Source organism: Bacillus sp. CGMCC 1.16607, assembly GCF_042683745.1.
GTDB lineage: Bacteria > Bacillota > Bacilli > Bacillales > Cytobacillaceae > Pseudoneobacillus.
On the sequence record NZ_JBHUJX010000012.1, the window covers coordinates 262779 to 288885 of the forward strand.

Below are 26107 nucleotides of genomic sequence, written 5' to 3' on the forward strand. Positions count from 1 at the left end.
TACAAACCACTGCCCCACGGCTCATTCATTGGTATATGTATATCGGTTACCCCTTGGAAGATAAACTCGACCTGTTCCCTTTATTTATGCTTTCTATTGAGTAATGTCATTTTTAGTAATGTTCAATGATAAAAAAACGATACCCTCTGTTATAGCTTAACAAGGAGGTAGAAGCATTTGTTCCTTCTATTCTCTTGTTTGAGCTTCTTTATGAAGAAAAAATAGAGCTTCCGACCCTAATGGACCCTTATCTTTTGCATCCGTCAGTTGAACAGTCATCAATTCTTTTTTGGCTCCTATTGTAACAAACAACTGTACTTTTCAAACTATAAATAGGTTAAGAAGAGGGAAAAGACAGAATAGAAATAAACTATGCCCTAAAGTATGGTAGGACATAGTTTGTAAATTATAATTTTTCACGTTTTGACAAATAAGGCTTCCTCATTAATTTATTATTTCAACTGGGATCGAATAAACTCTATATTTGAATAGAACGCCTGCTTTCCTTTCCAGCGCGAATAAGGTTCTGGTATATCAATTAACGTAACATCTGTATTTTGCTTTGATAATTGAATCGTCTCAGTCATATAATTTACTAGAGTAGTAAGGTCACCTTTATTTGCCACTATTCCATGCCCAGGTATCCAATGGGAACATGGATATTCTGAGATTTTTTTTAAAGCCTCTAACCATTCAAAAATATTACCATCTAGCATGTATGGGTGTGTATTTTTTACTAAAATGTCTCCAGTAAATAATATTCCACGTTCAGGTATAAATAAAATGCTGTCATCTTCGGTATGTCCTTGTCCTATGGAAATCAGTTGGGCTGTTAAAAGTGACCCTTTTATGGTTAAACCTTCATTAAATGTGTGACTTGGGCTAATATACTCAACTTCAGGAAGAGTTGAAATAATTTCTTCCATCTGAAGAATGGAATCTGTTAAAGTTTCAATTTCTTCTTTACCCTTCTCAAGTTCTCTTTTTTTACGTAGATTTGTAACATGGTCTTGGTACTGATGTATGGAGTCCTTATGCTCTTTTAATAGTGATGGATGTGTTTCATCCATTTTCATTTTGGTTTTTTGTGAGGCAATAATTGAACAGTCCTTAAACACCATATTTCCACGAATGTGATCTCCATGCCAATGACTATTAATCACATATGTAATGGGGCTCTTAGTAACCTGCTCGGCAATTTGACGTAATTCTTGAGCTGCTTGGATCGTAAAAGATGTATCAAATATGATGGTTTGGTCCCCCAAATCAATAATTCCAGAATTGGAACAAGCCCCCCCTGAATTTTTTGATATAGCAGCAAAAATACCTTCAGAAACTTCTTCTAAAGTGTAATTTTTTAAAAAATTCAACGATAATCTCTCCCTTTTACATTGTTAAATGAATAACATGCGTTTTTATAACTATAACACAAATAACAAACGTTAGTTAGTAAAAATAGAAAAAAATATGCTTTGGAATTAAATCATTGAAAGCTTTTTAATTCATGTTTATAAACTGTTTACCTATATTTCATGTAATCATTAACTCACCAGTACATGAAGGTAAGTAAGTGTTTATCTCAATTTTTTTAAAAATGCTTGTATTCTTTCAGCTACTAATTTTGGTTCCTCTGTTGCAACAAAGTGTCCACCCTTGCCTAATTCTTCCCAACTTACTATATTAGGGAACATTCTCTCCACATACTCAATGGGAGGACGTTCATTTGGTTGAGTGGCTGTTAAAGATACGCCAATAGGAACTTTTGAAATATCTTCTGGGCTAGGCCATTTTGTATGTTTACCTTCAAAGTATAACCTATTTGCTGAATTGATTGTCTGGGTTAGCCAATAAATTGTAACATTTGCGAGAAGTTCATCTTTAGTAAAGTGCTTATACAAATTACCACTTGGTGGATTTGTCCATAAGTACCATTTTTCTAAAATAAATGCCGCAAGTCCTACAGGGGACTCAACCAGTGAATAGCCAATCGTTTGAGGTTTTGTACTAAGCATATGGGCGTATGCACCTTCCTCGTTATACCATTCCTTACATAGCTTAAGATAAGTCTCTTCAGCCTCTGTTAAAATAGCATTTTCCGGAACAAAAGGACTTGGGTTCCCTGGTGAAGTAGTATGATAACCGATTATTTTCTCTGGATGGTCTAAGCATAATAATCCCAGAATACTAGCACCAAGATCATATCCGTGGGCAGCAAATCTTTCGTATCCTAGCTGACCCATTAATTTCACTAAAATATTGGAAACTTGCCGATCCTCAAAAGCTGCTTGTAAAGGTGTATCTGAAAATCCATGACCAGGAATAGAAGGAATAATGACATCAAACGAATCTTCAGGGTTACCACCGTATTTTTCCGGATTTGTCAAATAGGGAATTATGTCTAGCATTTCATAAAACGACCCTGGATAACCATGAGGTATGATAATCGGAATGGAGTTAGCTCCATTTCCGCGCTCATGGATAAAGTGTATATCTAAGTCATCAATACTAACTATAAAATTCGAAAATGAATTAATTTTATTCTGTACTTTCTCCCAATCAAACTCATTTTTCCAATAGTCAACAATATCTTTCATGAAACTTACAGGGATCCCGTACTGCCAATCTGATCCAGGTATTTCATCAGGCCATCTTATATAGTCTAATCGTTCTTTTAATTTTAAGATTTCCTCGGGATCGATAGACAAATGAAATGGTTTTATATTCATAAATTAACTCCTCCAAATCCTCTTATTATTCAATAAGAACATATAATTGATTCTATAAAAATTTATTAAGCTGAATTAGTTTTAACGGTTTTAATAGAAATGGAGAAAAGATTAAGACTAAGAACCCACTTATAGCGCTAACTAAAAGCATCCAATATAATGGTAGAATAGCAATTAATATTCCACTAAGTGCAAAGCCAACTGTATGGGCTGTGTTAATCATACTAAATCCCTCGGTCTTAGATTCTATTGGAATTAGTTCCTCAACAGCAATAGATCGAGCTGTCATAAGTGGTGCTACGGCTAGGCCAATAAAAACTTATAGCTAAAATAGCAAACAGAAATCTAGAGGAATGAGCAAAAAAATAAATACTTATAACCATTAATAATAAAAGGAAACAAGCTTGCAAAGAATAAGGGATATTTATTTTATGGTTGACTAGTGCATAAGCAATACCACTTAAAGCACTACAAATAGCTAATACCGATATTAGTAATGGTCCTAAAGATGCTAAATTTAATTGTTGTGCCAGTGGTAAAGCTCCAACTTCAGCAGAACCCAGAATAGTACCAAAAGAAAAGCTCACAAAAATCCAAAAAACAAAGGTTGGATTTAAATACCAGTATTTATTTTCGTTTACTCCTTCCGTTTTACTTATAAAATTGGATGTAACCAGAAAGTTCTTGGATAACTTTCTAGCGAGAAAACCCGCCATTAGATTAAAAAATATCATTGAAATGATGGCACCATGTTCCCACCACAAAGATGTTATAGTGGCAATTAAAGGAGCTATTACAACTACTATTTCAATAATAGTAGAATCTAATGCAATGGCTGTTGGTAGCTTATCTTTAGAAATTGTACAGCTGAGTAGGGTTCGCATAGCCCCTGGAACACCTGATATACTCCCTCCACTGAGAGTAGCAAAGACAATTAACCAGAATATGTGAAGATGAAAAGTAGACGTTATTATGATCATGACTAGTGAGACTGAAGAAATGAAAAGTAAAATTGGAATGCCTTTATGCAGTCCAAGCCTATCTAGTAATCTTCCACATGGAATAGTTAAGACTGTCAAACCTAATACATACGCTGTAACCATGAGACCACCAATGGAATGATCCTTTGTATGATGGATACTAATAAGCATAAATGTAATAGAAGTCATAAGCATAGGCGTTCGAATAAACTGTAGAGCAACTGACCATTGCAAATACTTTTTTTCTTGCAGTAGGATTTTAATATTAAATTGAAATATTGTATTCACATTTCTCCCCTTTCAAAGTGACCTTTAAATTATATTTAATGGTCACTGAACACTAAAACAATATTAATAGTTATGGGAAAAATAGTCAATAGGAGTGTATTTATGGGAACAGATTATAGTGATCTTGAGATTGTTGCAGACTTTTTTAATACTCACGATAAACGTACTCGCTTTGAAGGAGACGAAGGTGTAGAGCATCTTACTTCTCCAAAAACCCTTTATTCATGGCTATTAAAGCATCATTTTATATTTGAAGAAGATATTGTAACCGATGAGGACTTAAGTCTAGTCATTAAGCTAAGAACTGAAGCCAGAAAAATGATTGTCAATAATCAATTCAACAAAACTGATGATAATGGTTTAAAAACATTAAATAAGTTAATAACTCAATTTACATTTTCAATTGAATTTTCACCTGAATCTGAAAAGCTACTTCCAAATAAAGGAGGGGGTAGTAGCGGAATAGCAAGATTAACTCTGCTAATTTTTGACCTTAAGAGGAGTGGATTATGGCATCGAATAAGGGTATGCTCTGCAGAAGATTGTCAGTGGGTATTTGTTGATTATTCGAAACCTGGCACTGGAAAATGGTGCATAATGAGTGCTTGCGGAAATAGAGCAAAAAATAAAACTTATAGACAAAAATTAAAACATACATCTGATTCACCTTAAAATATCTAAAATAAATGGCTCTTTGTTTCCTGGATATTACGTTTAAGGTACTATATTGGTAACAACACTAGTAAAAGGGAACTAAGAATATGAAGACAGAACGATTATTAGCCATCATTATATTGTTATTGCAACGTAAAAGAATCACGGCAAAAGAGTTAGCTGAGCAGCTAGAAGTATCTATTCGAACCATCTATCGGGATATTGAAAGTATTAATCTGGCCGGTATACCCATAGTTTCTTATCAAGGAAATGATGGTGGTTACGAGATCTTAAGTTCTTTCATGCTACAAAATCAAGCGCTCAATATAAATGACCGAAATATACTAATCAGTTCGCTTAAGGGAATAACTTCTTTATTTGATGATTTAAAAATGGATCATATGCTTGATACCATAACCAGTGCTCAAACGAAAAAGAGTAGAGATGCTCTATCTCCAGTCATCATAGACTTTTCTCCATGGGGGCTTCCAAACCAGCATACCACTCTATTAACCTTATTAAAAAAAGCCATTGAGCAAAAAAGGGAGGTTCATTTTTACTATGTGGATAGTAGTGGCTCAGTGACGGAAAGGAAGGTTCAACCTGCCACGATTATTGTAAAAGCAGGAATTCCGTATCTTTATGGTTATTGCCTGCATAGAGAGGCTTCAAGACTTTTTCGCGTATCAAGAATGAAAGATGCTATTTTAACAGCCAATCAATTTCAATTGCTTCCTGAATTAGATCTGCAAGCAAAAAGCCTTGAGGCGTGTTGGCGAGAATCTAGTAAAATGATTTCCTTAATATTAATCTTTCAGCCTAAGTTAGGAGTACTCGTTGAAGAAACATTTACTCCCAATCAAATAACGATTTTAGAGACAGGATATATTCGGGTTGAATGCCAGTTTCCTGAAGGAGATTGGGTGACTAGGTTCCTTTTATCGTTCGGAAACCAAGTTGAAATCATTGAACCAGAGGAATTAAAAGGCCGAATAAGGGAAGAAGCAAAAAAAATTATACAAATGTATGAGTAACCTGACAAACAGTTGTCAGGTTTCCTTGTGTATAGTTTATATAAATAAGAATTAACGGAGGGGAACCCTATGTCAACGAAGCAAAATGTTTTAAATGAAATGGCGAGAATTCTTGATAAGATTAAAGCACTAGAACTAACCGACAGTAAGGTCTGGCAGAAGCCAATTGCAGAAGGAAAGTTCTCGAAAGCGGCTATTCTGTCCCATCTGATGTACTGGGATTATTTTCTAATTCAAGTGGCTATTCCGGACATTTATCGAAAAAATGAAATTGTCTTTCCTGACCATGATGACAAAAATGAACTAGCCTCCATTTATGCCAAGCTTATATCGAAGGAGCAGTTATTAGGAGAATTTAAGGAAGTACGCGAAAAATTAATTATGTTTGTGAGATACCTTCCAACTAAAGTTCTGGAGAAGGAAATCAAAGTAAATGATGCTACTCATTGTCCAAGAACGAAACAACCTTATACTCTAGAATACATTCTTGAAGAATTTGTTCAACACGATGATCACCATGTGAAGCAGTTGGTGGGGTAAAAATGAATTTCATTTTCTTACGATTAAAGTAATTTCATACAATTACTAGACGTTGAAGGAACTAGGGTCGATTCTTGATAAGAATTGACCCTTACTGTTTTTTTAAATAGGCACTGTTAAAGATTATTGTTGATATTATTAAATAACTAATGTATGAAAAACTTGAATATTTATGGTTGCTTATTATGGTTCTTTAAGGAAGTTAAGCCTCCGTTACTTCCATAAGAAGCACCTAAAACTTTAACCAACTAAATATCCACTCTCCCAACTTTATTTATAACTATTTAAAAATTTTTAAGATGAAGAGACATTATTTTCTAAATGCAACTCCTTCTTTATTACGGGTGCATTTTTCCCGATTATTACGCATATCACAACTATAATAGCTAAAACAATCGTTAGCCATGTAATCGATTCTCCTAAGAATAATACAGAAAATCCTATCATTAAAAAGGGTTGTAAGTATTGTATCTGCCCTACTCTCGCAATGCCTCCTAGAGACATCCCACCATACCATGCAACATATGCTAAAAACTGACTTACAATACCTAAATAAAACAAACTGATCCAAGCTTCGATAGGCGCTTGTAACATATTAACTGATAAGCTGAAGCCGACAGGAATAATAAAAAACGGTACGCCAATTAAGATAGCCCAAGCAATAACTTGCCAACTACCCAGCTCTTTTGATATTTTTCCACCCTCTGCGTAACTTAATCCAAGTACAAATACAGCTACAACTAGGGCAATATCCCCTTTTTGTAGTTGCCCTAATCCTAAATACATTGCATATATAATGACGGTTATCGCACCAATTGTACTAGCGATCCAATAGCGTTTTGAAGGTCGCTCACCCCCACGGCGCATAGCAAAGCCTGCTGTCGCAAGTGGTAATAAAGCCAATTCAATTGCACCATGTGATACAGGCAGTGATTTCATTGCAAATGTAGTTAATAATGGAAAGACAAGTACAGCTCCAAGAGCGACAATAAGCAAACTTTTGAATTGTCTTTTATTCGGTAACGATTGCTTTTTTATCATAAAAATTGTCCCAACGATTATAGCTGCAATAATCGTTCTACCTAATCCTACAATCACCTCACCAAAATAAGGGACAGCAATCCTTGTAGCTGGTAATGTAAGACTAAAACAAACTACACCAATAAAGCCTAATAACATTCCTCTTTTCATACTATTCTCCATATAAATCCCCCTTCACAATCATAAAAAAATACTCCATAATTTTAGTTAAAAGAATTAAGCTAATTAAATATGATTGTAAAGAGTAGCAACTCTTTTTAAAACAAAAAAATTCCCCATCTGTCATGGGACAGATAACTAAGGAGAATATATATGACAACGAAATATAGTGGCATTTTAGAGTAGGTGAAACAACAAATTGAGGATGAGAAGTTAAAGACAGGAGATAAACTACCATCGATTCGGCAACTCGCTGAGCAATTTCAATGTAGTAAAAATACGGTGGTTAAGGCATTACTCGAATTGGAAAAACTGCATATTGTCTATGCTAAACCCAAAAGTGGCTATTACATCGTTGATGATTATCAAACATCGATTCACCATGAAATGGATATTGATTTTTTATCTGCTGGTCCAGATAAACGTATCATGCCTTATGAAGACTTTCAGCATTGTATCAATCAGGCGATTGACCATTATAAAGAACAATTATTTACTTATAGTGAGCAACAGGGACTCTTTTCTTTAAGGAATGAGCTTGCGAAGTATTTACAACATTTACAGGTGTTCACGAAACCTGATCGCCTTGTCATTACTTCTGGATCACAACAAGCGCTTAATATTCTGTCCGTCATTCCGTTCCCTAATGGGAAAAAGAATGTATTAATTGAGCAACCTACATACTTTGGTATGATAGACTCCTTACAGATAAATCAGATTACAACGTTAGGAATTGAATTAACCACGGAAGGCATTGATTTTGAAAGACTTGAGAATTTGTTTCGAACCAATGATATTAAATTCTTTTACATCATTCCAAGATTCCACAACCCACTGGGACATCATTACACAAATGAGGAAAAGAAAAAAATCGTTGCTCTTGCAGAAAAATACGATGTTTACATTGTAGAGGATGATTTCTTAGCAGAATTAGATACGGATTCAAAAGCAGACCCTTTGTTTGCGTACGAACCAAACGGAAGAGTCATTTATGTTAAGAGTTTTTCGAAAATATTTTTGCCCGGACTACGTATTGCTACAGTTGTACTCCCTGAAAAAATAATTCCCTCATTCATCCATCATAAGTTTAGCAGTGATTTCTATACATCACCACTTTCACAAGGGGCATTAGAAATTTATTTAAAAAACGGCATGTTTCAATATCACTTAGATAGTGTAAAAAAATTGTACAATAAAAAAATGAATACATTATTAGAAGCTTGTTCATTGTACTTACCTAACTATGTAAAATTTACAAAACCAAAAAGTGGTTTTTATCTCACGATCTTTTTACCTTCCCATATAGATATCAATAAATTGATTTACCTGCTACATGAAAAACATATATACGTAGACAATGCTTCAAGAATGTACTTAGCCGAAAACAAAAAGAAAGCAATACGACTAAGTATTTCACAAGTAAATGAACAAAAGATCAATCTCGGTATTCAACAATTAGCAGCAACTATAATTGGTCTATGTGAAAAAAAGAAATACTATCCACTCTCGTTTAAATCCAATCTTTAGAGCAATAAGACTTCTTTGTTTCTCAAATTAAGTTCGATTCCCTTAATATACAGGACGTATTGACATTTTTAGGTTGAACTCGGCTCAGCCAAATAAGTTCCGAAATTGGTATTCGCTAAAGGAGTTATTCCACAATTTCCACTGAATTATGAATATAAAGTAATAAAAGTCTGAAAAATTGGAGAGTGGAAACATGATTCATGATATAAAGGAATATGTAAAATATTTAGATGGGATTCATAAACGAACGATGCAATATGTAAAAGCAATACCTAATGAACTCCTAGATTGGAAGCCATCTGAAGATAAATTTTCTACAGGTGATTTATTGCGACATATCGCCTCATCTCGGTTAATGTTTTTAGGTATATTTGAACATGGTTCGTGGACATACACAGGACATGATACTAGTAAGGGAACTTCTATTGAGGATATTTCAAATTATTAGAGGCATGTCAATTTAAATTAACAGAGGGTCTATTAAAAGTTGGCAACGATGCATTGACAAAAAAGGTTTTAACCCTTCATGGTCATGAAGTTAGTGTTTGGAGGATACTTATGGCAATTCCAGAACATGAAATCCATCATCGGGGACAAGTCTCTACTTAATTGCAAATAAACAAATTGAACCTCCTCAAATTTTCGTATTAAAAATCGAGCAAGTTAAAACATTATGATTATAGAAAAGCTTTGGACATCATCGTCTATCCAAAGCTTTATTTTTATGTCTTGTTACACTAAACTGTCCCTTTACTCCTTAAAGGAATGGAAATAAGCCAAAATAAACAAGTTATGTATAAAAACTTGAATATTTTTGGCTAATTGAAATCCTTGCTAAAGGATGGATAGCTCTCCTTTAGATTAAAGATAACTCAGTATTCCTCTTATTTTCGACAAAAAAAATAACCCAATAAACAAATAAATATAGAGTACCTATGACTGCATAAATAGACCAGATTGAACCTTGTTGTAACTGAGTAACTAAATGTTCAAATTCATTTTCACCTTCTACTCTTCCAATGCTATTTATTATACTGATTATTGGAACAGTAATCGTTAGAACAATCGTGATGATCGATAATACCATCATTTTCTTTCGTGAAACATTCATAATTGCAGTTCCGAGTGTTGCAAATAAAAATATATAATAAACTAACCATACCCAACTTGGAAGTGTCTCCCAATACATATTTTCACCTCATATATTTTTCTGAATTTTATCATTAAATTCCATTTATAGGTATAATTTTCCGTTTCCTTCTTCCGCTAAACTCCAGTAAACAGCATAAGGAAAATGCGATACTCCTAGTGAAAGTATCGCCCCCGTTAGTGAATTATTCATTCAGGTGTATTAAACTCTTACAAAAAAGCTTCTATTCTAGTGGTTTTAGTAAGTCTCCAATTAATTCGTTTGATATGTTTAAAGCTTCTATTCTATTTATTGCTGGTCCAGATATTAATATTCCGTCTTCAGGTTCCCACCTATAAGAAGCATTATCCCTTCCAGATTCAACGAGTTCATAAACAATAATGGATAGTTCACTAAAATCTTTGTTTATATAAAGAATACCGTAGGGGGAATCCCAAATAAATAAAGAACCGCTGTTTTCAATAAAAACAACTTCAACTTGTTTTTTATCAATTATAATATTTTTTGGCACTTCTCCATTTATATCAATGGTTCCTTTAAAACGATCTTGGTTAAATATTTTTTTATACAAATTCCCTTTTATTGTAATTGTAACTTTTTTATTTATTTGATTACTTCTATCTCCAACTCCGTAAACGATTCCATCAAATTCTTGGTTGATTTCTTTTGGTATGGAATGCCAAACTATAAAGCTAACTATACCTACAAGACATATGAAAACTAAAAACAACTTCTTTAGTTTTATTGGAATATACCTCCCAATCTTTATAAATAATTTTTTGCTATAATATCGATTTTAATTTACTACCCTTTTTATATAAAGACCTCATTATTTATGTATATTCAACAATAAAAGAAATTTCCCTTTTTATGGTATAACCCTACTGAAATTAGCACATTAGATGCAAAAAAAAATCTAGGATATGAATAAGTTCCTGCATATTTTGGACTTTTTAAGATTGAATAAAAAGAAAAAACGCAGCCGTTAGTTAATTATTCACTTTTTTAAAACTTCGGAACACATCAATAATCAACGGAATACCACATATTCCCAAAAAAATAAATCCAGCATAATCAAATATTATTGAAACGTTATCTATCACATCTTCCCAAAAGAAGAAATTTGGGATTGGTAACACCTGCAATACAAAACCAACAATAAATCCATAAAATAAAGTCCTTTGTTTATCCAAGTTTCCCCATATCCTTTCTGAGAATCAAATGTGCAATACCCATTAATATCTCTTCATTACTTTATCTTTGAGACATATTCAATTTAGCAATGGAAAATCCCTCTCAAATCCACTAAAGTGATTCCTATATTCCAACAAGAAAAAGCGACTGCTCTTATTGAACAATCGCTCCCCTTTAGTTTAAGTGTAATTGTTAATAAACTTATTAATTTAATAGTTACATCTATTTTTTTTCAATCGCCATACGCAAGTTCGAGATAACTCCAATAAGCAATACTAACAAACAAACCATTTTTTCAATAGGTGTTCCAAACAATTGTTGTATAAATCCAAAAGACCAAAGTACAACAAAAAACCAACATATAACGGTTATTTCTCTTTTGTATTTATATAGTTTAATTCTACCAACAATCAACGTAAAAACTACTCCAATAATAGAAATAACGATGTTTATAACAGATATTGGTAGCTGTTCAGCGAATGATTCAGACCTTCCACCATTAACCCATGTGAATGGAATACTTTTGCTTAAAATAAGAAAGTGGATTAAGATAGTCAAAGAGTAAAAAATAATTCCCATAAATACAGCAGTTTTCATATTAATTTTCCTGAGTCTTTCTAAAATAAAATCACCTCATTTTTCTTCCTGTTTCAATTTTATTAATCCAGTAATATACTATTCCTATATCTTTTACCATCTGACAGATAACTGAAAGTAAAATTTCTAATAGTTATGAAAAATCACCATTTTTCTTAAACAGAGCAAAAAACATCGGCTAGGTATTCTTGTTGAACTAACTGCCCGTTAGCACCTTAAGGAAAATGCGATACTCCTTGTGGAAGTATCGCTACCCATTAGTAGAAATAATAACTTCAGCTTCTTTATCACTAAAGCGCCCGATTACATCATTTATTTGGATGTCCATTCATATTGAATATCAGATAAATTCTCCTCATTTTCATGTCCTCTACCTATAATTTCAAATCCATGTTTTTCATAAAATCGTTGTGCATTTTCATTTACTTCAAATGTGTATAATGTTATTCTCCCACTTGATTGAGCTTTTACTCTATCTAGTAATGTTTGACCTATACCCATTCCTTGATAATCTATATGAATATATAGTTGGGTTATTTCCCTTTTATTATATGCAACCACCCCAACTACTTTTTCATCAATTAACGCTAAATCTATTTGACACTGTTTTGGTAATATATGATTTAAATAATAAACGTGATTTCCAAAGCTGTGAATTTCTTTCTGACCAATTGCCTGTTCCTTGCTATCTCGCCACATAGCCACTGTTTGTTCAGCGTATTTGGGGTTAAACTGAGTAATTATCATTTTGTTTTGGTTCACTACAATACCTCCTCAAGTTTTTTTACTGCTTTATATGTTATTTCCCTGACATAAATTCGACGAATACTACCTGTTGCAGGTATTATGCTTCTATAAAATTTCCTCCTAGCCTCTTTCGCTAATCTGCTTCGTTAGCAAGCAAAAAAGATCGCCTTAGCGATCCACTTGAACTAAAGCCCTCCGTTAGTTCCATAGGCATAGTTGCTATTTATTCAATATTTCTCCAATTTTATTATTCATCTCATCAATTATTTCCATTACTTTCTTAATCTCTTTTATTGTATTTATACCTTCTACACCAACTTGTTTTTCTCCATAAAACATATCTTTAAGTTGATCATTATATTTCTTTATGACATTACCAATAGAATGAATTTTATTTTCATCGTTGATTTTACCCTCTATAATCTCAAGCGTGACTTTTTCTATTTTCCATATATAATCTTCATATATCAAACTATCATTAAGACTTTTATCATTTAATAAAAATGATAAACTCGTTCCAGTTTCATTAAGGGTTCTATAGTCTTTATTTAATGAATGTGTAAATATGTCCATATCTTGTTCTGTAAGCCCTTCGTCATATTCACTTAATGTATCTGCAATATCATTTAAATCGCTAGTTAAACTGGTAAAATTTCTTAAAACAATTTGATCTATGACACTATTTAAATGATTAGATTGATTTTTTTCTAGATTCCACCTAATAATGAAAAAAGAACATAATGCTATTAATACTATAGTTAAGAATAAAAGCATTTTCTGAGTTGAATTTTTCATTAAAAGCCTCCTCCTTACAGAAACATTACCATAAATATCCATTGAATTGTAATTTAATCTAAAAATAATTTAACCGAAACCATACAGCAATAAATTTAAACTGCATACTTTCGGCTGGTTGAGATTCAATGATACGGTAAATAAGCTACCCGTTTGTTTAAGTACATATTTTCACATAGTCGTTTTAGCCTTCAAGCAATTTCATATAATAAAAATCTGTTATTCAACAATATTTTTCTTTTAAAATTTGTAATGCACCTTCATTTATTCCGGTTATATTCGAAATAGCTTTTAATTCAATACCTTCTTTAATTGCATTTCTGGCTAACCTTATGCTTTGTTTTATCTTTAAAATTTTACTTTTTGAATTATCGAAATCTAAATAGTTATCTGCAATTTCTCCATTCAAAAAGAATTCCAAATCGTAAGTACCAATATGTTCGTGTAAATAATATATATTAATCGAGTAGAAAATAAAGGCTTCTTCCATTCCAAAACGTAGTTTTAAATACATTTCGCTTTCTTCAACAGTAATAAATTCATTGTATAATTTACCATCAAATGTATCTAAATAATCCTTTCTGTCTTCCTTACGCCACTTATTAAAGCATTCCCAGAAACTTTGAATCGTTTCATTTTTTGCATTATGATTGTTTGCCCATTCAAGCAAGGATTTAGCATTCATTTAATCACCCTTTATGTTAAAGTTTTATGTCAATCCTCAGAAATAAATCCTTATTATTTAGTTCTTCGTTAATATTTGACTTCCTGCTTATGGAAGAAACATTTACTATGATTTCCCAGTGGGTTGTTAAACTAACCTGCCCGTTAGCTTAAGTGAAAATCTTCACATCCTTTACCTTATTACAACAATCTCTGGCCCTTAACATAAAGAAAAAGCACAATTCTTACTGCAGAATTGCGCCCTTTTGTGGAACAAGAAAGGAAATAGGAAATTCCAATTCTATAGTATTAGAGAATCCTTTTGTTATATGTTTCTTAAACATATATACAATATTTGAAATAGAAAAATGTTAAAAAATAGTCGGTACCATTCCCCCATCCATACGGATTGGAGAACCTTTAAATGCGGATGCATAAGGACTACATAAAAATGTAGTTAGTCTACCTATTTCAATTGGCTTGATAAATCGTTGTATTTCAGATTGAGGTAGGTTTGTAATCATAAATTCTATCTCTTTTTCTGAAAAAGTCATATCGTTATTAGGATATATATCCTCAATTATTTGATGAACATTTTCAGAGAGTGTTGGTCCTGGCATGATCGTATTGACTGTAACTTCTGTTCCTATTGTTAATTTAGATAAGCTTTTTGATAATGATAATAGCATTGATTTTGTCATACAATACTGAGGCATTTGTCCAGAAGGCATGATTGCTTCTTCACTCGCAATAAAGATAATGCGACCATAATCATTTTTTAACATTTTAGGTAAATAAAATTTAGATAATCCATTTGCAGCAAGAACATTAGTACGGAAGTATTTTTCCCATACTTCATCGTCAATGTCCTCATATTGCATAATTTCATAAATACCCATATTGTTAACTAAAATATCAATAGCGGGGTATTTTTTAAATAAAGCTTCTCTTTGTTGAATATCAACAATATCGGCTGTAGCATTTTGAGGAGAGGTAGTCGGGAAATCCGATTTAATTTCATTTACAATTCGTTCTACCTCTTCATAATTTCGTCCATTAATTAGTACATTGACACCTTCTTTGGCAAGTTCAATGGCAATTGCTTTACCTATACCTTTCGTTGATCCAGTAACTAAAGCTGTTTTATTGTTTAATCCCATATCCATAATACATTTCCCCATTTCATTTACCTTTTATGATTATATAAAGTTAATATAAAAACGTTTCTACCCTTTGAGGTAATAATTAGGTTAATCTTTTTTAATATAGTGTTAAAAAATATCCTTTTAAGACAAAGTTAGTTTATCGAGTTTGTATCTAAATGTTCAGTACGCCAATTTGAGGGAGTATCACCTTCCCAAATGCGGAAGGCGCGGTAGAACGAGTTCTGGTCTTCATATCCAATCATAAAGGCAACTTCTTTAATATCGAATGAGGGGTCTGCCAAGTACTCTCGAGCCAACTCATGTCGGACTTGTGTCAAAAGGTGTTTGAAGCTCGTCCCCTCGTCAGTAAGACGTCGCTGCAAGGTACGATCGCTCATCCCCAACTCGCTTGCGACAGTCTGAATGTCAGGACGCCCTCCTGCCAGGCCATGTTTCATGATCCACTTGACCATTTCGGTGATTGAGCGACTGCGTTGCTGCTCATCCAACGATTTGTCCAATACGGGAGTCAGAATCTCCAGCAACTCTTGGTTATACGTGACAAAAGGGAGGTCCAGATCTCTTCGATGTAGCGTCAACCTGTTACAATTTGCACCAATTCGGATATGGCAGCCGAAGTAAGCTTCAAGTGCCTGTATATCGCCCATTGAGTGCGAAAATTCGACAAATCTCGCCATCAACGGTTTACCTGTGCCTCGACGTCCAAGCTCCAAAAGAAATGCCATAGTGATTCCAACCAGCATCGGTGGACCTGATTTCTCGGTATACAACCAATCTAGTTCAATTGTACAGTACTCACTTCCCTCGTTGATACGTAAGCTTTCAGGGGGACACAGTTGTTTGTACCGTGCCATTCGTTTTAGGGCGTCACGGTAGTCTCGAGCATGGTATGTCGCTAAGACTGTGGGCGGGAAATGTGCTGTTTCATAGACGGTCGTAAGCTTGATAATTCCTTCGGCAGTGTCATCAATGAGATCCGAATATGCCTGCCAAATCGCGAAATATTGGTCGGTGGTGACAACTGGGTCAGTAATAATGGTTAGTGGTAGTCGTGCTTTTCGAGCTACGTCGTGGGGGGCAATCCCTAAATGATGTATGCCTGCCCAAAATCCTGCCGGAATTTTAATACGAGTATGAGATTTCATAATGGGTCCTCCTTTAGCGATCTGCACATTCACTAGTTTGAGTTGTGATTGCGTTCTGCCTAGTAAACCGGACTGATATTATATTACCTATTCATTGTCGCCTTGTAACTAGCAAAGGACGACATTTTACTAGCCAACTACGTCGATTAAATCCATTAGTATAGGTACCATTTACGTAATGAAGCTGCCGTTTATACAGGCAGCTTTATTAAAAGACCCTTAATAATCCTATTTATCTAATAGTTTAAAAATGTATTAGTGTTTTTGTTATTTGTAATCATGGGGATAAATTGATCTTAGCATTAAATTAAATTAAATTACCAGGTATCAATATGTCTATACTCACAATATGGCCCGACTATTTAATAAGATTTTCAGTCCATTCCTCCCCCACTATACTTAATGTTGTTGAAGAATTTTCACAAAAATAAGCGTTAATCCTTCTTTTACTGAAAAACTGGAATGCAAAAAAATCACTGAATCCCAATGGTATCAAGGGTTTCAAGCGATTTAATCATCTACCTTTATTCACGTTAAAAGGATACATAAGGAGCGAGCCCATTACCCTAGATGTAGGAGACCGTTTAATCCCCCTTTGATTGAAAAAGGGGATTTTTACATCCATTCATCATACATCTCCTTCCGGGCATCATCAAAAGTAGTTATATCTAATATAGCAAACATTAAGTGTCTATTTTAAGTAAAACATTCCACAATCTTTTTTGGAAATCTACCTAAAAAAGCTGAATTAATTAATAGAAAAATAAAAGGACTACCTTTTTGAAAGTCTTAATGCATGTACCTCTTTGTATTAATCTAATCTTCTCGGTTCGCATCACCGTCTTTAGCTTTATCAGCTCCTTCGCCGAGATTGTTACCCATCATTCCACCTGTAATTGCTCCTATTACAGTACCAATCGGACCGTAAGCAAGACCCACAGTAGCACCAGAGACAGCACCAGCAACAGTACCTACAGCCTCACTAACATCGTTATCGACTTGATTGCGTTCGTTTTTATCAGCCATTCATTTCACTCCTTATTAAAAAAAGGGCAGTGCTTTCCAGTACAATCCCTTAACATATTTTGTCCACGAAAGACAGAATTACACGTTAATAATGGAGAATTGGATGGTATGTTGAAACTATTTAGTGATCAAGCACAGAATGAAACATATTTTGGTTTCCAAGAATTTTCTAAAGATGAGATGATTAATAGTTCTCTAAGGTTCGGCCTTCCTGGACATACAGCTAAAGAATTTATTCTATGGAATAAACCAGTCATTATTGTGTTTACTAATGGAGACCAGGGACCTGAAATCCTCGATATTCAATTAAAAGAAATTGAAAACGGAAAAATAGTGAGTCATAAAAGTTATTTCTTTAGAAAAGAGTTTATTCTGTCTGCTGCAAAAGAGCTTGGAATAAAAGCACAGTTGGAAAAACCACCGGTGGATTGGACTTAAGCTTTAAGGGGTAACATTTGTTATCCCTTTTTTGTTTATTACATATAAAAAACTCAAATCTGTGTTTCTATTTGTTTACAGAATCGATATATAAAGTATGTTGTTTATTCAAAGTCCCTATAAAAAGAGTTGCCGTGCAACTCCTTAATTAAGCATAGCCCCCGTTAGTTGAAGAAGAAAGTAATTTTATTTCGATATTTTGTATTTATATCTTTTTAGTCCTGGTTGAGAGAATCCCTCACACCAAGTGGCTTTAATAGAATCTACACCATCTATATCAATCAAAACTTCCTGATGGTTAAATACATCATGAGGAATTTTAGTTATTAGTTCTATTGTATTTATTTCTTTATCCTCGTAATCATCATAATAGCTATCCATTTTGAATTTCAATATTTTTACTGATTGATTATTAACTATTATTCCAAAATGCTTATCTATTTTTCTATGTTTGTTCATATGCCCCCCAATAGTTATCTTATTACGCTATCCTGCCATTTACTTGAAGAAGAAAAAAGCGACCTTCGTAATTGAAGAATTGCTACCCGTTACTTCAATAAGATTAGTTTGAGCACGCCCTTACTAACAAAAGAAGTCCAACTACAATTAAAACAGAAATAATATTAACTAAACAACCACTACCTCGAGCTCCAGTATAAGCTCTGGCCCAAGCGTTGTTCAGGGCACCGACAGGATTTTTCCGAAGTTCTTTTGCCTTCAATCTTTCTCTTTCTTCCTCAGACATAATCCCCCTCCACCTCTGATAATTTCATTAAAATTTATTACGATTTAATGGGGATAAAGTTTCTATCCTTATATGAATTAGCCTTCTTCCTTAATAAATTTACACACGGAAAAAAGTCCAAACACACTCAGTTTTCTATAAACCTTGCATAATTTGGACTTCTACAAATGAATTGTAATGGAACAATTGCTCTCCATAAGCGAAAATTAAAAGTGACTTAAATATCCTTGTTTTGAAGTCTTAATGTATGTTCTTTCTCTAATTCTTGTATATTTTTTTTAAAAATCTCAATGTTGTAATATATCAAATCGTATGTATCAATATTTTCCTCCAAATAATCCCTTAATTCCTGTTCACTTTTTGTTTCATCCATTCCAATCCAAATTAAGGGGTCTGTATCACCTATGTTAAAGCTGAATAAACCAAATTCGTCCCATGCATTCCGAAGGACAGATGCGATACGGTCAGCTCGTGCTTCTTTACTATTACTAACAGTTACATCATCTTTGTTAAGAAAAACATTAACTACTAAAACTGCAACAACACCTACCATTAAACCAGAAATAAACTTTTTCATTCCTTTGCCTCCTTGCTATTTATATTACCATATAAACCCAATTTCTTATTCAACTATTCTGCCCTTTACTCACTGAAGGAATGAAAATAGCCAAAAATAAACAAGTTATGTATAAAGTGTTTATTTTTGGCTTAATGAGATCCTTATTTAAGGAATGATAGCTCTCCGTTAGTGAATTATTCATTCAGGTGTATTAAACTCTTTCAAATAAGCTTCTAACCTCAACCTTAGTACAACAGGGAATGAAACGATTAAATCAACAGGTTGAATCGAACTCTATTCATCATTAGTTTGAAACTGTCATTCCAGCTCAGTCTAAATGGGATAACTAAAGTATTATTAAAACACTTGATATTGAATTTTCAAAATAATAAGATTGAACAAACACTTGGAGGTGGAAGAATTGTATATTGGAAATAGCAAGTATTGTTATGCCAACTCAACATCTATGCTTTTGCAATCAGTTGGGGAATCTATATCCCCAGAGAAGATTGAAGTATTAACTGGAATGGGATTAGGCGCAGTCTTTGAAGGTGACTATCTATTTCTAGATAGCTCTCTTCCTGATATAGGCATAACCAAGGCTTTAACCACACTTGGTTTTACTTTTGAGGAGTGTGTTGAGGAATCACCGGATCATGCCCCTTATGATCGATTAAAAGATATTTTAAGAGAGTCATCCGTTATTGTGGGACCGGTTGATTTAGGTTATTTCACCCACTTGCCCAATCATAAATATCTGCATGGTGCCGATCATTACGTTCTGGTCTATGATATTGACGATCAGTACATCTATTTTCATGATCCAGCTGGTTATCCTTATATGTTACTCCCGTTGGATCAATTTCAAAAGGCTTGGAAAGCTGAAAATATCCAACACAGTCGAGGTTATTTCCGTTTTTGGCATTCTGCTAAACGACAATCTCATCCTAGTGAAGAAGAGATTTATCGAAAGGCAATAGTAAGTTTTCAAACCCAATATTTAAACACTGAAAAAAAGAACTTTCCCAATGGGAGTGAGGCGATACTGGAATTCTCAAGGTCATTTATTTCTGAAGATATTCCTATTGGTATTATAGCTCACGTTACACACTTTCTTTTTCAATTAGGAGCAAAGAGGGCAATTGATTTTGCACACTTTTTTAAGGATCATCATCCTGAGTTGTTCGAATTAAAAATCGTTCAGGCAAAATTGTTGGGACGGTGTCATGTATTAGCTACTCATGAAAGGTGGAATGAACTCACCGTTCATCTACAACAATTAGCTACAGCAGAACATGAATTTCGAAATAAATTAATGAAAATAACGTTCAATCAATTGAAGAAGAAATTCTAACTTAAAAGCAGATATATTTGACAAGATTCCTATGAAATACAGATTCACAAGTCATAATTTACAAACCGTGTTAGAAGAATCTGAGTTACTTATTTATGAACACTTGACACCGGAGGTAATACAGGAACGTTTATTAAGGGGCGAATAAGTTTCTACCTGCTTTTGAGACAATCCATCTTATCCATGCTGTAAAAATGTAACCTTTTAACCTTCTTAATAACCGCTCGAAAGATTATTGAGCGGTTATTTACTTGTCTTAATGAACTAAATGCTTATACTCCCCTCAACATACGAAGTTTGATGGTTAAGGTAAAAAAGCACTCTTTAGTTTGTTAATCTTTATTATCAGTAAATAATTTTATTGCTCCCAATATAATCACTAACGGAAATACAACCAAAACTAATCTGAGAACATAAAATTCTAAAATAAGACTTAATACAACTATGGGTAGCCCAAACATTGCAGTCATTGATGCGAATTTAGTATAGCGGATAGCATCCCTGGAAATTTCTGGTTTTTCTGTGTACATCCACCGTTTTCCAAATAACATACTTTCTTCAGGATAAAAGTAGGTCCAAATTAATAAACCGTATATTGGAATCATAATAACCAGTGAAAAAAAATTGTTGTAACCATTATGTTCCCCCCTAGATTCCGATAGCTTAATCGTTGAGGTCTTCACTTTATTTACGTTTTATATCTAAAAAAGTTTCGAGTAATCTGATAATTATCTTAGGTAAAAATAGACACAAAAAATTATAGGCTTACGCCACTAAACTCCGTCACTTTAATAAGAAAAAACTTTACACCTTATTGAAGTAAAGCCCCTATTAGCCAGTAGAATGGCTTTCCAAGTAGATTTAACAACCAACTGATTCCGCAGCAACCCCTGTCTTTAACTTTAGCTCTCCGTTAGCTCAATAAAAAACAAAATACTACATTGTTTAAAGTCCAACAACAAATTTTAAAAGGATCGGCTGATTACCTGTCCTATGTATTCCATTGCATCCAAAGCCCTTATTCGTTGCACCTCTCCTAATTCATCCAAAGGAAACCATTTATATTCAGAGTGTTCAGCACTAAGTTTGATTTCCTTTCCCTCAGGAAGGGAGCAGCGAAACATTGCAACTTGTGAATTGACTATGCTATGATAGTAAAATCCAGTTAATACCACTTCTTGTACTTCCACACCGAGTTCTTCACGACATTCACGAAGTAGTGCTTCGTGAATAGTTTCACCTGGCTCAATACTGCCGCCAGGTGTACTCCATCCCTTATTTCCGTAGGTCCTCTTTAAGAGAAGTATATGACCTTCCGCATTAAAAATAATGGCATGAGCTCCAAATCTATAAGTATCATTAAAAGCCAATGTAATCCCTCCGTTTTTCCACTTATTTCATATTAACATAAGACTCAGAAAATAATGTTTTGGGTCTTTATTTTTCCAAAACTTCAATAAAAATGCGTTTACCCTATTAGTATACTAATCCATAGCAAAGAGCCGTAAATATACAAGTTAGAATATAAACTTATATATTTGCAGCTTTCTTAGATCATTCGATATGTAACCAATGCAACCGTTAACTTAACAACTTTTTCAAATCAATTCTTGTGTAGACTTTATCATACGCAGTACCATCATCATTATAAAAAACAGCACTTTTTAAGTATGGTTCTGAAATAGCTTCGTAACCATGTGTTTTAATCAACTTTATCATTTTAGGATTTTCAATTGGATCAATACTCACAAATATCTCAGAGTAACCAAAGTCACTTGCAATATTTTCTCTATACCTTATTAAATCTGAACCTATACCATTACCGCGATAATTCTCATTCACCTGCACTTTACTTCAATAAGCAACGGATATTCTCCTTCATGAAGAATATCCCCTTTTACTTTACTAAAACATAGTTAATAACCACTTACTGTTTTGTATCTTCAACAAGGAGATTAGCTATTTATTTTAGTAAAGTATAATACACGTAATTCAGAAATGAACTAATACATTTCCTTTGTAGTTTTTAGTCTAAAAGTTTCACTATTTATATATCAGTTGATAAGAAGTCATCATTTCTAATACAGAATTACTACTTATCCCTTAAAATCTGTCGTGAATTGTCAAGTGATTGTAGTTATTGTCTGAAAATGGCGATTTTTTAATAGAGCAAAGGTCCTGAAATAACCTCATAATAAAAGTACGAAATTGAAATAATTACTAGAGTCACAATTTCATTTGGAGGTGTAATATATGTCTATTAAAAGCAAATTTACAATTATGATTTTGTTGTTTTCTTCTATATTAGTTGGATTATTTGCAACAATTCTTTATATCCAAGAAAGTAAAACCCAACATAAGATTGAAAATACTACAAGTGTTATGACTGACAATTCAAACAAAGACGTTGAAAGACAACTCATGGAGATTTCCTCAATGATTTCTAACTCTGTAGTTACTACTGAATCGGAAATAGATAAGAGCATGTTAAATGCAGCCTATTTACTTCAAGGAAAGGATGGTATTAGTTCCCTCACACTTCCTGATTTAGAACGAATAAATAATCAAACAGGAATGAGTGATCTTTACCTGACCGATTCTTCTGGGAACTTTACCTTATCCACAGAGACAAGTGCCGTGGGGATGAATCTATTTTCTATTTGGGATGGCTATCGAATGCTTTTGAATGGTGAAGCAATGTCGTTACCATCAACTTTGAAAATTAAAGTAGAAACAGGTGAGATATTTAAGTTTATGGCGATCCCTCGCCTTGATGGAAAAGGAATTGTTCAAACGGCTGTTAACGCAACCTCGTTTGAAAAGAATTTACAACAATACATTACAGAACAAAATGGGGTTGAAGCGATATACCTAGTAGACACTGCTAACACAGTTTTAACTGAAAATTTAAAGGAAGAATACCCATCAATCTGGGACAAGGGATCAATTATTGACGACTCACATATAAAACAGGTGTTTGAATCAGGTACCTATAAAATAAATTTTAAAGGAAACAATGCAAATATTTATTTTCCTGTAAAATCTCAAAATTCAGTTCCATATGTTTTATATTTAACTATTAATACTGTGCCTTATTTTACAAATACAGAGATCGCAACAACTACACTCGAGAGTGTGAATCAAGAGTTACATAAAGCTATACAACTTTCTATTGGTTCTTCCATTTTAATTTCTCTAATCTTATTAGTTGGGTTAATTTACATGATGAAAAAGACATTGGGGCGCTTAGTGGTTCTTTCGAACTCTGCACTGGAAGTTGCATCAGGAAATTTACAATTAATAGACATTGATTCCTCCCAAAACGATGAGATTGGAAAATTAACTCTAACTTTTAATCAGATGAAAAACCATCTGTATGCAATCATTAGCCAATTAAAAGACACTACCGTTCACCTTGCTAGTTCTGCGGAAGAGCTTTCTGCAAGTACGGAACAGTGCTCGAATGCTAGTGAACAAGTGGCTGTTACAATAGAAACCGTAGCAAGTGGGTCTGAAAAGCAAAGCAAGGTAGCTAAACAAAGTGAAATAGAATTAGAGGCAATTTTAATCGGCATTGAAAAAGTGACAAAAGATGCTCAAACCATTTCCGCCACTTCTAATCATGCCATGAACGAAGCTAAAGAAGGAGGAATTGCTGTTCAAAAAACCGTTCAGCAACTTCATTCTATTCATAAATCAGTTAATGAATCGGACAAAAACATACAAGCACTTTCAAATCGATCTAGAGAAATAAATTCATTTGTAAAAATGATTACAGATATATCGGAACAAACTAATTTACTTGCTTTAAATGCGGCAATTGAGGCAGCAAGGGCTGGAACACATGGTAAAGGTTTTGCGGTAGTTGCTAGCGAGGTTCGGAAACTGGCAGAACAGGCTGGAACTTCGGCAAGTGAAATATCAAATTTGTTAAGTTTAATTTATCAAGACATTTCAAAATCAGTTTCTGGTATGGCCCTAGTGAAACAGGATGTTAATCATGGGCTTCAGCTAGGAGATGAAATGCAGAAACGTTTTTCAGCTATAATAAATGGACTTCGAAAGGTCTCTGAACAAATTAATAACATGACGATGATAAGTAATGAGATGTCAAAGAATTCTACCAAAGTTAGTATTGCAGTAGAAGAGATGGCGATTATTTCAAAAGAAACAGCCACGAACTCTCAACAAGTTGCCGCCTCTTCTCAAGGACAGTTGGGTTCAATGGAAGAAATAGCAAGTTCAGCTATCTCTTTATCGAAGCTTGCAGATGAACTTCAAGAGGTCGTCAATAAATTCTCATTATAAGTAAAATTTTATGAAATCACATACTAATTGAAATAGAAAACCGAGGTACTTTTCCGTGAAGGATTAGTACCTCATTTTATTTAATGGCACTTTAGCATCAGGTATTTTAAGTTTCCTCGTACAATTTTCATACTGTGAAAGCATTTTAATGGATGTTTGACTAAATCAAGGTAACGTTTTCTAGTAACGGATTAGGTTAATTGTGTTAGGTATTAGTAGGCGAATGATCTGAATGCAAGATTGTGATGAGATGTACTAAACAAACGGGTGCATTAAAAGAAAAAGCGATCCTTCGTTTTAGAAGAATCGCATCTATCGTAGAGTTTTTCACGGTTTGGAGCCATTATCATTATAAAAAAACGAACGGTTTGAATGAAATTCGTAAATATATAATTGCACTTTTAATTTAAATATTTACAGAAGTTTTTGTGCCATTCCCGATTGAATAATCAAGCCAAAGTATGGCAACGCCTGCAAGTGGTTGTGCAATAAAAGATCCATTTGGGATAAAATCAAGTACTGTTACAATGATAAGTAGAATAGCGGGCAAACGAAGAAGGACACCTTTTATTGTAGTCCAAAGACCAAATAATAAAAGACCAATAAAGAAAGGATACAATGAAAGAGTAATACAAGTCATTAACAATGAGGGAGGATTTTCTAAAATTGCTGGATCAGATTTTTCTAATAAAGGTACTATAAAGGAAACCACCCAGGCATGACCTGCCCACATTATAGCACCGAAGAAAGTTAATAAGAAAATAATGAAACCAATTGTACCAAATTCTTTCGCCTGATATAGATACACTCCAACGAGTCCTAATACGAGAAAAAGCATACTAATTAAATCCACATATGAACCAAACGCATCCATCGAAATGTTATACCATAAGGATAAAGAAACAGTGAGTATGCCTGCAATGATAGAACACAAAGCAGTCAACCGAATAAACTAAGATATATTCACTCGCTACACCTCCATAATTGTTCCCTTACCAAAATGTGCTTCTAACAAACTTATAGAGCGTTTCCCTCCTACTCCAAAGATTATATATAATCCCATTGTATTAAGTTTATCACCTAAATTTGAACAATTTGTTTCAAACCAAACCCATTTTTTACACAGTTAAAAAAGATTCTATTTATAAAACCACAACTTAATTACTTTTTTTCTTATTTCCTTTTTGTTCTTATTAAACTATCCCGCCTCTTTAGTTGAATAACAAAATCAGTCGCTAATGGTTTCGTTAAAGGATTATTTCCACTGAATT

Annotated in this window: 30 protein-coding genes and 1 pseudogene; 10 read left to right on the forward strand and 21 right to left on the reverse strand. The window is 33.6% G+C overall.

What is annotated here, in order from left to right:
* Window positions 1-452 precede the first annotated feature (452 nt).
* The 4 genes from ACFSO7_RS08510 to ACFSO7_RS08525 all read right to left on the reverse strand — a co-directional run bounded on the left by ACFSO7_RS08510 (window position 453) and on the right by ACFSO7_RS08525 (window position 3994).
* The gene (locus ACFSO7_RS08510) at window positions 453-1370 is read right to left on the reverse strand and encodes an MBL fold metallo-hydrolase (RefSeq protein WP_377876875.1); all 918 of its coding nucleotides are present in this window, start codon (window positions 1368-1370) and stop codon (window positions 453-455) included.
* A 204-nt stretch (window positions 1371-1574) separates the two neighbouring features.
* Window positions 1575-2726: an epoxide hydrolase family protein gene (locus ACFSO7_RS08515; RefSeq protein ID WP_377876876.1), complete on the reverse strand. Its 1152-nt coding sequence runs from the start codon at window positions 2724-2726 to the stop codon at window positions 1575-1577.
* A 52-nt stretch (window positions 2727-2778) separates the two neighbouring features.
* Window positions 2779-3015: a hypothetical protein gene (locus tag ACFSO7_RS08520; protein ID WP_377876877.1), complete on the reverse strand. Its 237-nt coding sequence runs from the start codon at window positions 3013-3015 to the stop codon at window positions 2779-2781.
* The gene (locus ACFSO7_RS08525) at window positions 2990-3994 is read right to left on the reverse strand and encodes an MFS transporter (RefSeq protein WP_377876878.1); all 1005 of its coding nucleotides are present in this window, start codon (window positions 3992-3994) and stop codon (window positions 2990-2992) included. The genes ACFSO7_RS08520 and ACFSO7_RS08525 overlap by 26 nt, the downstream gene beginning before the upstream one ends.
* Window positions 3995-4096: 102 nt before the next feature.
* Between ACFSO7_RS08525 and ACFSO7_RS08530 the strand changes: the two genes are divergently transcribed.
* From ACFSO7_RS08530 to ACFSO7_RS08540, 3 genes are all read left to right on the forward strand, one after another.
* Window positions 4097-4666 carry a CGNR zinc finger domain-containing protein gene (locus ACFSO7_RS08530; RefSeq protein WP_377876879.1) on the forward strand — a complete coding sequence of 190 codons (570 nt, stop codon included), beginning with the start codon at window positions 4097-4099 and terminating at the stop codon, window positions 4664-4666.
* Between the two features lie 89 nt (window positions 4667-4755).
* Window positions 4756-5682 carry a helix-turn-helix transcriptional regulator gene (locus ACFSO7_RS08535; RefSeq protein WP_377876880.1) on the forward strand — a complete coding sequence of 309 codons (927 nt, stop codon included), beginning with the start codon at window positions 4756-4758 and terminating at the stop codon, window positions 5680-5682.
* 69 nt (window positions 5683-5751) lie between these two features.
* Window positions 5752-6222, forward strand: coding sequence for a DinB family protein (locus tag ACFSO7_RS08540; RefSeq protein WP_377876881.1), 471 nt, complete (start codon window positions 5752-5754; stop codon window positions 6220-6222).
* Between the two features lie 294 nt (window positions 6223-6516).
* Here ACFSO7_RS08540 and ACFSO7_RS08545 read toward each other — a convergent pair whose 3' ends face one another.
* Window positions 6517-7425 (reverse strand): DMT family transporter, encoded by a 909-nt coding sequence (locus ACFSO7_RS08545; RefSeq protein WP_377876882.1) that lies wholly within the window; start codon window positions 7423-7425, stop codon window positions 6517-6519.
* A gap of 183 nt (window positions 7426-7608) precedes the next feature.
* Between ACFSO7_RS08545 and ACFSO7_RS08550 the strand changes: the two genes are divergently transcribed.
* The gene (locus tag ACFSO7_RS08550) at window positions 7609-8949 is read left to right on the forward strand and encodes an aminotransferase-like domain-containing protein (RefSeq protein ID WP_377876883.1); all 1341 of its coding nucleotides are present in this window, start codon (window positions 7609-7611) and stop codon (window positions 8947-8949) included.
* 193 nt (window positions 8950-9142) lie between these two features.
* Complete coding sequence (locus ACFSO7_RS08555; protein ID WP_377876884.1) at window positions 9143-9397, forward strand: DinB family protein; 255 nt, start codon at window positions 9143-9145, stop codon at window positions 9395-9397.
* Window positions 9398-9805: 408 nt separating this feature from the next.
* On the opposite strand, the gene ACFSO7_RS08560 is transcribed toward ACFSO7_RS08555, so the two are convergent.
* The 10 genes from ACFSO7_RS08560 to ACFSO7_RS08605 all read right to left on the reverse strand — a co-directional run bounded on the left by ACFSO7_RS08560 (window position 9806) and on the right by ACFSO7_RS08605 (window position 17432).
* Complete coding sequence (locus ACFSO7_RS08560; RefSeq protein WP_377876885.1) at window positions 9806-10138, reverse strand: hypothetical protein; 333 nt, start codon at window positions 10136-10138, stop codon at window positions 9806-9808.
* Between the two features lie 184 nt (window positions 10139-10322).
* Window positions 10323-10829: a hypothetical protein gene (locus ACFSO7_RS08565; RefSeq protein WP_377876886.1), complete on the reverse strand. Its 507-nt coding sequence runs from the start codon at window positions 10827-10829 to the stop codon at window positions 10323-10325.
* 259 nt (window positions 10830-11088) lie between these two features.
* Window positions 11089-11292, reverse strand: a complete 204-nt coding sequence (locus ACFSO7_RS08570; protein WP_377876887.1) for a hypothetical protein — start codon at window positions 11290-11292, stop codon at window positions 11089-11091.
* A 223-nt stretch (window positions 11293-11515) separates the two neighbouring features.
* A complete protein-coding gene (locus ACFSO7_RS08575) occupies window positions 11516-11890 on the reverse strand; it encodes a hypothetical protein (protein ID WP_377876888.1) in 375 nt (124 codons plus the stop codon).
* Between the two features lie 312 nt (window positions 11891-12202).
* The gene (locus ACFSO7_RS08580) at window positions 12203-12652 is read right to left on the reverse strand and encodes a GNAT family N-acetyltransferase (protein WP_377876889.1); all 450 of its coding nucleotides are present in this window, start codon (window positions 12650-12652) and stop codon (window positions 12203-12205) included.
* Window positions 12653-12856: 204 nt separating this feature from the next.
* Window positions 12857-13432 (reverse strand): hypothetical protein, encoded by a 576-nt coding sequence (locus tag ACFSO7_RS08585; protein ID WP_377876890.1) that lies wholly within the window; start codon window positions 13430-13432, stop codon window positions 12857-12859.
* A gap of 223 nt (window positions 13433-13655) precedes the next feature.
* A complete protein-coding gene (locus tag ACFSO7_RS08590) occupies window positions 13656-14117 on the reverse strand; it encodes a hypothetical protein (protein WP_377876891.1) in 462 nt (153 codons plus the stop codon).
* 349 nt (window positions 14118-14466) lie between these two features.
* Window positions 14467-15261, reverse strand: coding sequence for an SDR family NAD(P)-dependent oxidoreductase (locus tag ACFSO7_RS08595; protein WP_377876892.1), 795 nt, complete (start codon window positions 15259-15261; stop codon window positions 14467-14469).
* 131 nt (window positions 15262-15392) lie between these two features.
* Complete coding sequence (locus tag ACFSO7_RS08600) at window positions 15393-16406, reverse strand: helix-turn-helix domain-containing protein (protein WP_377876893.1); 1014 nt, start codon at window positions 16404-16406, stop codon at window positions 15393-15395.
* Window positions 16407-17222: 816 nt separating this feature from the next.
* Window positions 17223-17432: a hypothetical protein gene (locus tag ACFSO7_RS08605; protein WP_377876894.1), complete on the reverse strand. Its 210-nt coding sequence runs from the start codon at window positions 17430-17432 to the stop codon at window positions 17223-17225.
* Window positions 17433-17540: 108 nt separating this feature from the next.
* On the opposite strand from ACFSO7_RS08605, the gene ACFSO7_RS08610 reads away from it, so the two are divergent.
* The gene (locus ACFSO7_RS08610; protein WP_377876895.1) at window positions 17541-17870 is read left to right on the forward strand and encodes a hypothetical protein; all 330 of its coding nucleotides are present in this window, start codon (window positions 17541-17543) and stop codon (window positions 17868-17870) included.
* A 186-nt stretch (window positions 17871-18056) separates the two neighbouring features.
* Here the strand turns inward: ACFSO7_RS08610 and ACFSO7_RS08615 are convergent, their stop codons facing one another.
* The 3 genes from ACFSO7_RS08615 to ACFSO7_RS08625 form a co-directional block, all read right to left on the reverse strand.
* The gene (locus ACFSO7_RS08615) at window positions 18057-18329 is read right to left on the reverse strand and encodes a hypothetical protein (RefSeq protein ID WP_377876896.1); all 273 of its coding nucleotides are present in this window, start codon (window positions 18327-18329) and stop codon (window positions 18057-18059) included.
* A gap of 103 nt (window positions 18330-18432) precedes the next feature.
* Window positions 18433-18615, reverse strand: coding sequence for a hypothetical protein (locus ACFSO7_RS08620; RefSeq protein ID WP_377876897.1), 183 nt, complete (start codon window positions 18613-18615; stop codon window positions 18433-18435).
* Window positions 18616-18832: 217 nt separating this feature from the next.
* On the reverse strand, window positions 18833-19192 hold the full coding sequence (locus ACFSO7_RS08625) for a YolC/YozM family protein (protein ID WP_377876898.1): 360 nt from the start codon (window positions 19190-19192) through the stop codon (window positions 18833-18835).
* Between the two features lie 403 nt (window positions 19193-19595).
* On the opposite strand from ACFSO7_RS08625, the gene ACFSO7_RS08630 reads away from it, so the two are divergent.
* Entirely contained in the window at window positions 19596-20528 is a 933-nt protein-coding gene (locus ACFSO7_RS08630) for a cysteine peptidase family C39 domain-containing protein (protein WP_377876899.1), read from the forward strand.
* 965 nt (window positions 20529-21493) lie between these two features.
* On the opposite strand, the gene ACFSO7_RS08635 is transcribed toward ACFSO7_RS08630, so the two are convergent.
* Entirely contained in the window at window positions 21494-21898 is a 405-nt protein-coding gene (locus ACFSO7_RS08635) for an NUDIX hydrolase (protein WP_377876900.1), read from the reverse strand.
* 211 nt (window positions 21899-22109) lie between these two features.
* The gene (locus ACFSO7_RS08640) at window positions 22110-22370 is read right to left on the reverse strand and encodes a GNAT family N-acetyltransferase (RefSeq protein ID WP_377876901.1); all 261 of its coding nucleotides are present in this window, start codon (window positions 22368-22370) and stop codon (window positions 22110-22112) included.
* Between the two features lie 1383 nt (window positions 22371-23753).
* Between ACFSO7_RS08640 and ACFSO7_RS08645 the strand changes: the two are divergent.
* The 3 genes and pseudogenes from ACFSO7_RS08645 to ACFSO7_RS08655 all read left to right on the forward strand — a co-directional run.
* A pseudogene (locus ACFSO7_RS08645) lies at window positions 23754-23891 on the forward strand (HAMP domain-containing protein); the annotation flags it as partial.
* Entirely contained in the window at window positions 23889-24836 is a 948-nt protein-coding gene (locus ACFSO7_RS08650; protein ID WP_377876972.1) for a methyl-accepting chemotaxis protein, read from the forward strand. The pseudogene ACFSO7_RS08645 and the gene ACFSO7_RS08650, both read left to right, overlap by 3 nt.
* Window positions 24837-25081: 245 nt before the next feature.
* Window positions 25082-25246 (forward strand): hypothetical protein, encoded by a 165-nt coding sequence (locus ACFSO7_RS08655; protein ID WP_377876902.1) that lies wholly within the window; start codon window positions 25082-25084, stop codon window positions 25244-25246.
* Here ACFSO7_RS08655 and ACFSO7_RS08660 read toward each other — a convergent pair.
* Complete coding sequence (locus ACFSO7_RS08660; RefSeq protein ID WP_377876903.1) at window positions 25243-25770, reverse strand: hypothetical protein; 528 nt, start codon at window positions 25768-25770, stop codon at window positions 25243-25245. The two genes, ACFSO7_RS08655 and ACFSO7_RS08660, sit on opposite strands and share 4 nt — an antisense overlap.
* Window positions 25771-26107: the final 337 nt, after the last annotated feature.

Coding starts and splice junctions, on each gene's coding strand:
- ACFSO7_RS08515 (WP_377876876.1), bottom strand. CDS start 2,726: ATGAATATAAAACCATTTCATTTGTCTATCGATCCCGAGGAAATCTTA.
- ACFSO7_RS08520 (WP_377876877.1), bottom strand. CDS start 3,015: ATGACAGCTCGATCTATTGCTGTTGAGGAACTAATTCCAATAGAATCT.
- ACFSO7_RS08530 (WP_377876879.1), top strand. CDS start 4,097: ATGGGAACAGATTATAGTGATCTTGAGATTGTTGCAGACTTTTTTAAT.
- ACFSO7_RS08535 (WP_377876880.1), top strand. CDS start 4,756: ATGAAGACAGAACGATTATTAGCCATCATTATATTGTTATTGCAACGT.
- ACFSO7_RS08540 (WP_377876881.1), top strand. CDS start 5,752: ATGTCAACGAAGCAAAATGTTTTAAATGAAATGGCGAGAATTCTTGAT.
- ACFSO7_RS08545 (WP_377876882.1), bottom strand. CDS start 7,425: ATGGAGAATAGTATGAAAAGAGGAATGTTATTAGGCTTTATTGGTGTA.
- ACFSO7_RS08555 (WP_377876884.1), top strand. CDS start 9,143: ATGATTCATGATATAAAGGAATATGTAAAATATTTAGATGGGATTCAT.
- ACFSO7_RS08560 (WP_377876885.1), bottom strand. CDS start 10,138: ATGTATTGGGAGACACTTCCAAGTTGGGTATGGTTAGTTTATTATATA.
- ACFSO7_RS08575 (WP_377876888.1), bottom strand. CDS start 11,890: ATGAAAACTGCTGTATTTATGGGAATTATTTTTTACTCTTTGACTATC.
- ACFSO7_RS08585 (WP_377876890.1), bottom strand. CDS start 13,432: ATGAAAAATTCAACTCAGAAAATGCTTTTATTCTTAACTATAGTATTA.
- ACFSO7_RS08590 (WP_377876891.1), bottom strand. CDS start 14,117: ATGAATGCTAAATCCTTGCTTGAATGGGCAAACAATCATAATGCAAAA.
- ACFSO7_RS08595 (WP_377876892.1), bottom strand. CDS start 15,261: ATGGATATGGGATTAAACAATAAAACAGCTTTAGTTACTGGATCAACG.
- ACFSO7_RS08600 (WP_377876893.1), bottom strand. CDS start 16,406: ATGAAATCTCATACTCGTATTAAAATTCCGGCAGGATTTTGGGCAGGC.
- ACFSO7_RS08605 (WP_377876894.1), bottom strand. CDS start 17,432: ATGGCTGATAAAAACGAACGCAATCAAGTCGATAACGATGTTAGTGAG.
- ACFSO7_RS08610 (WP_377876895.1), top strand. CDS start 17,541: ATGTTGAAACTATTTAGTGATCAAGCACAGAATGAAACATATTTTGGT.
- ACFSO7_RS08615 (WP_377876896.1), bottom strand. CDS start 18,329: ATGAACAAACATAGAAAAATAGATAAGCATTTTGGAATAATAGTTAAT.
- ACFSO7_RS08620 (WP_377876897.1), bottom strand. CDS start 18,615: ATGTCTGAGGAAGAAAGAGAAAGATTGAAGGCAAAAGAACTTCGGAAA.
- ACFSO7_RS08625 (WP_377876898.1), bottom strand. CDS start 19,192: ATGAAAAAGTTTATTTCTGGTTTAATGGTAGGTGTTGTTGCAGTTTTA.
- ACFSO7_RS08650 (WP_377876972.1), top strand. CDS start 23,889: ATGAAAAACCATCTGTATGCAATCATTAGCCAATTAAAAGACACTACC.
- ACFSO7_RS08655 (WP_377876902.1), top strand. CDS start 25,082: ATGAGATGTACTAAACAAACGGGTGCATTAAAAGAAAAAGCGATCCTT.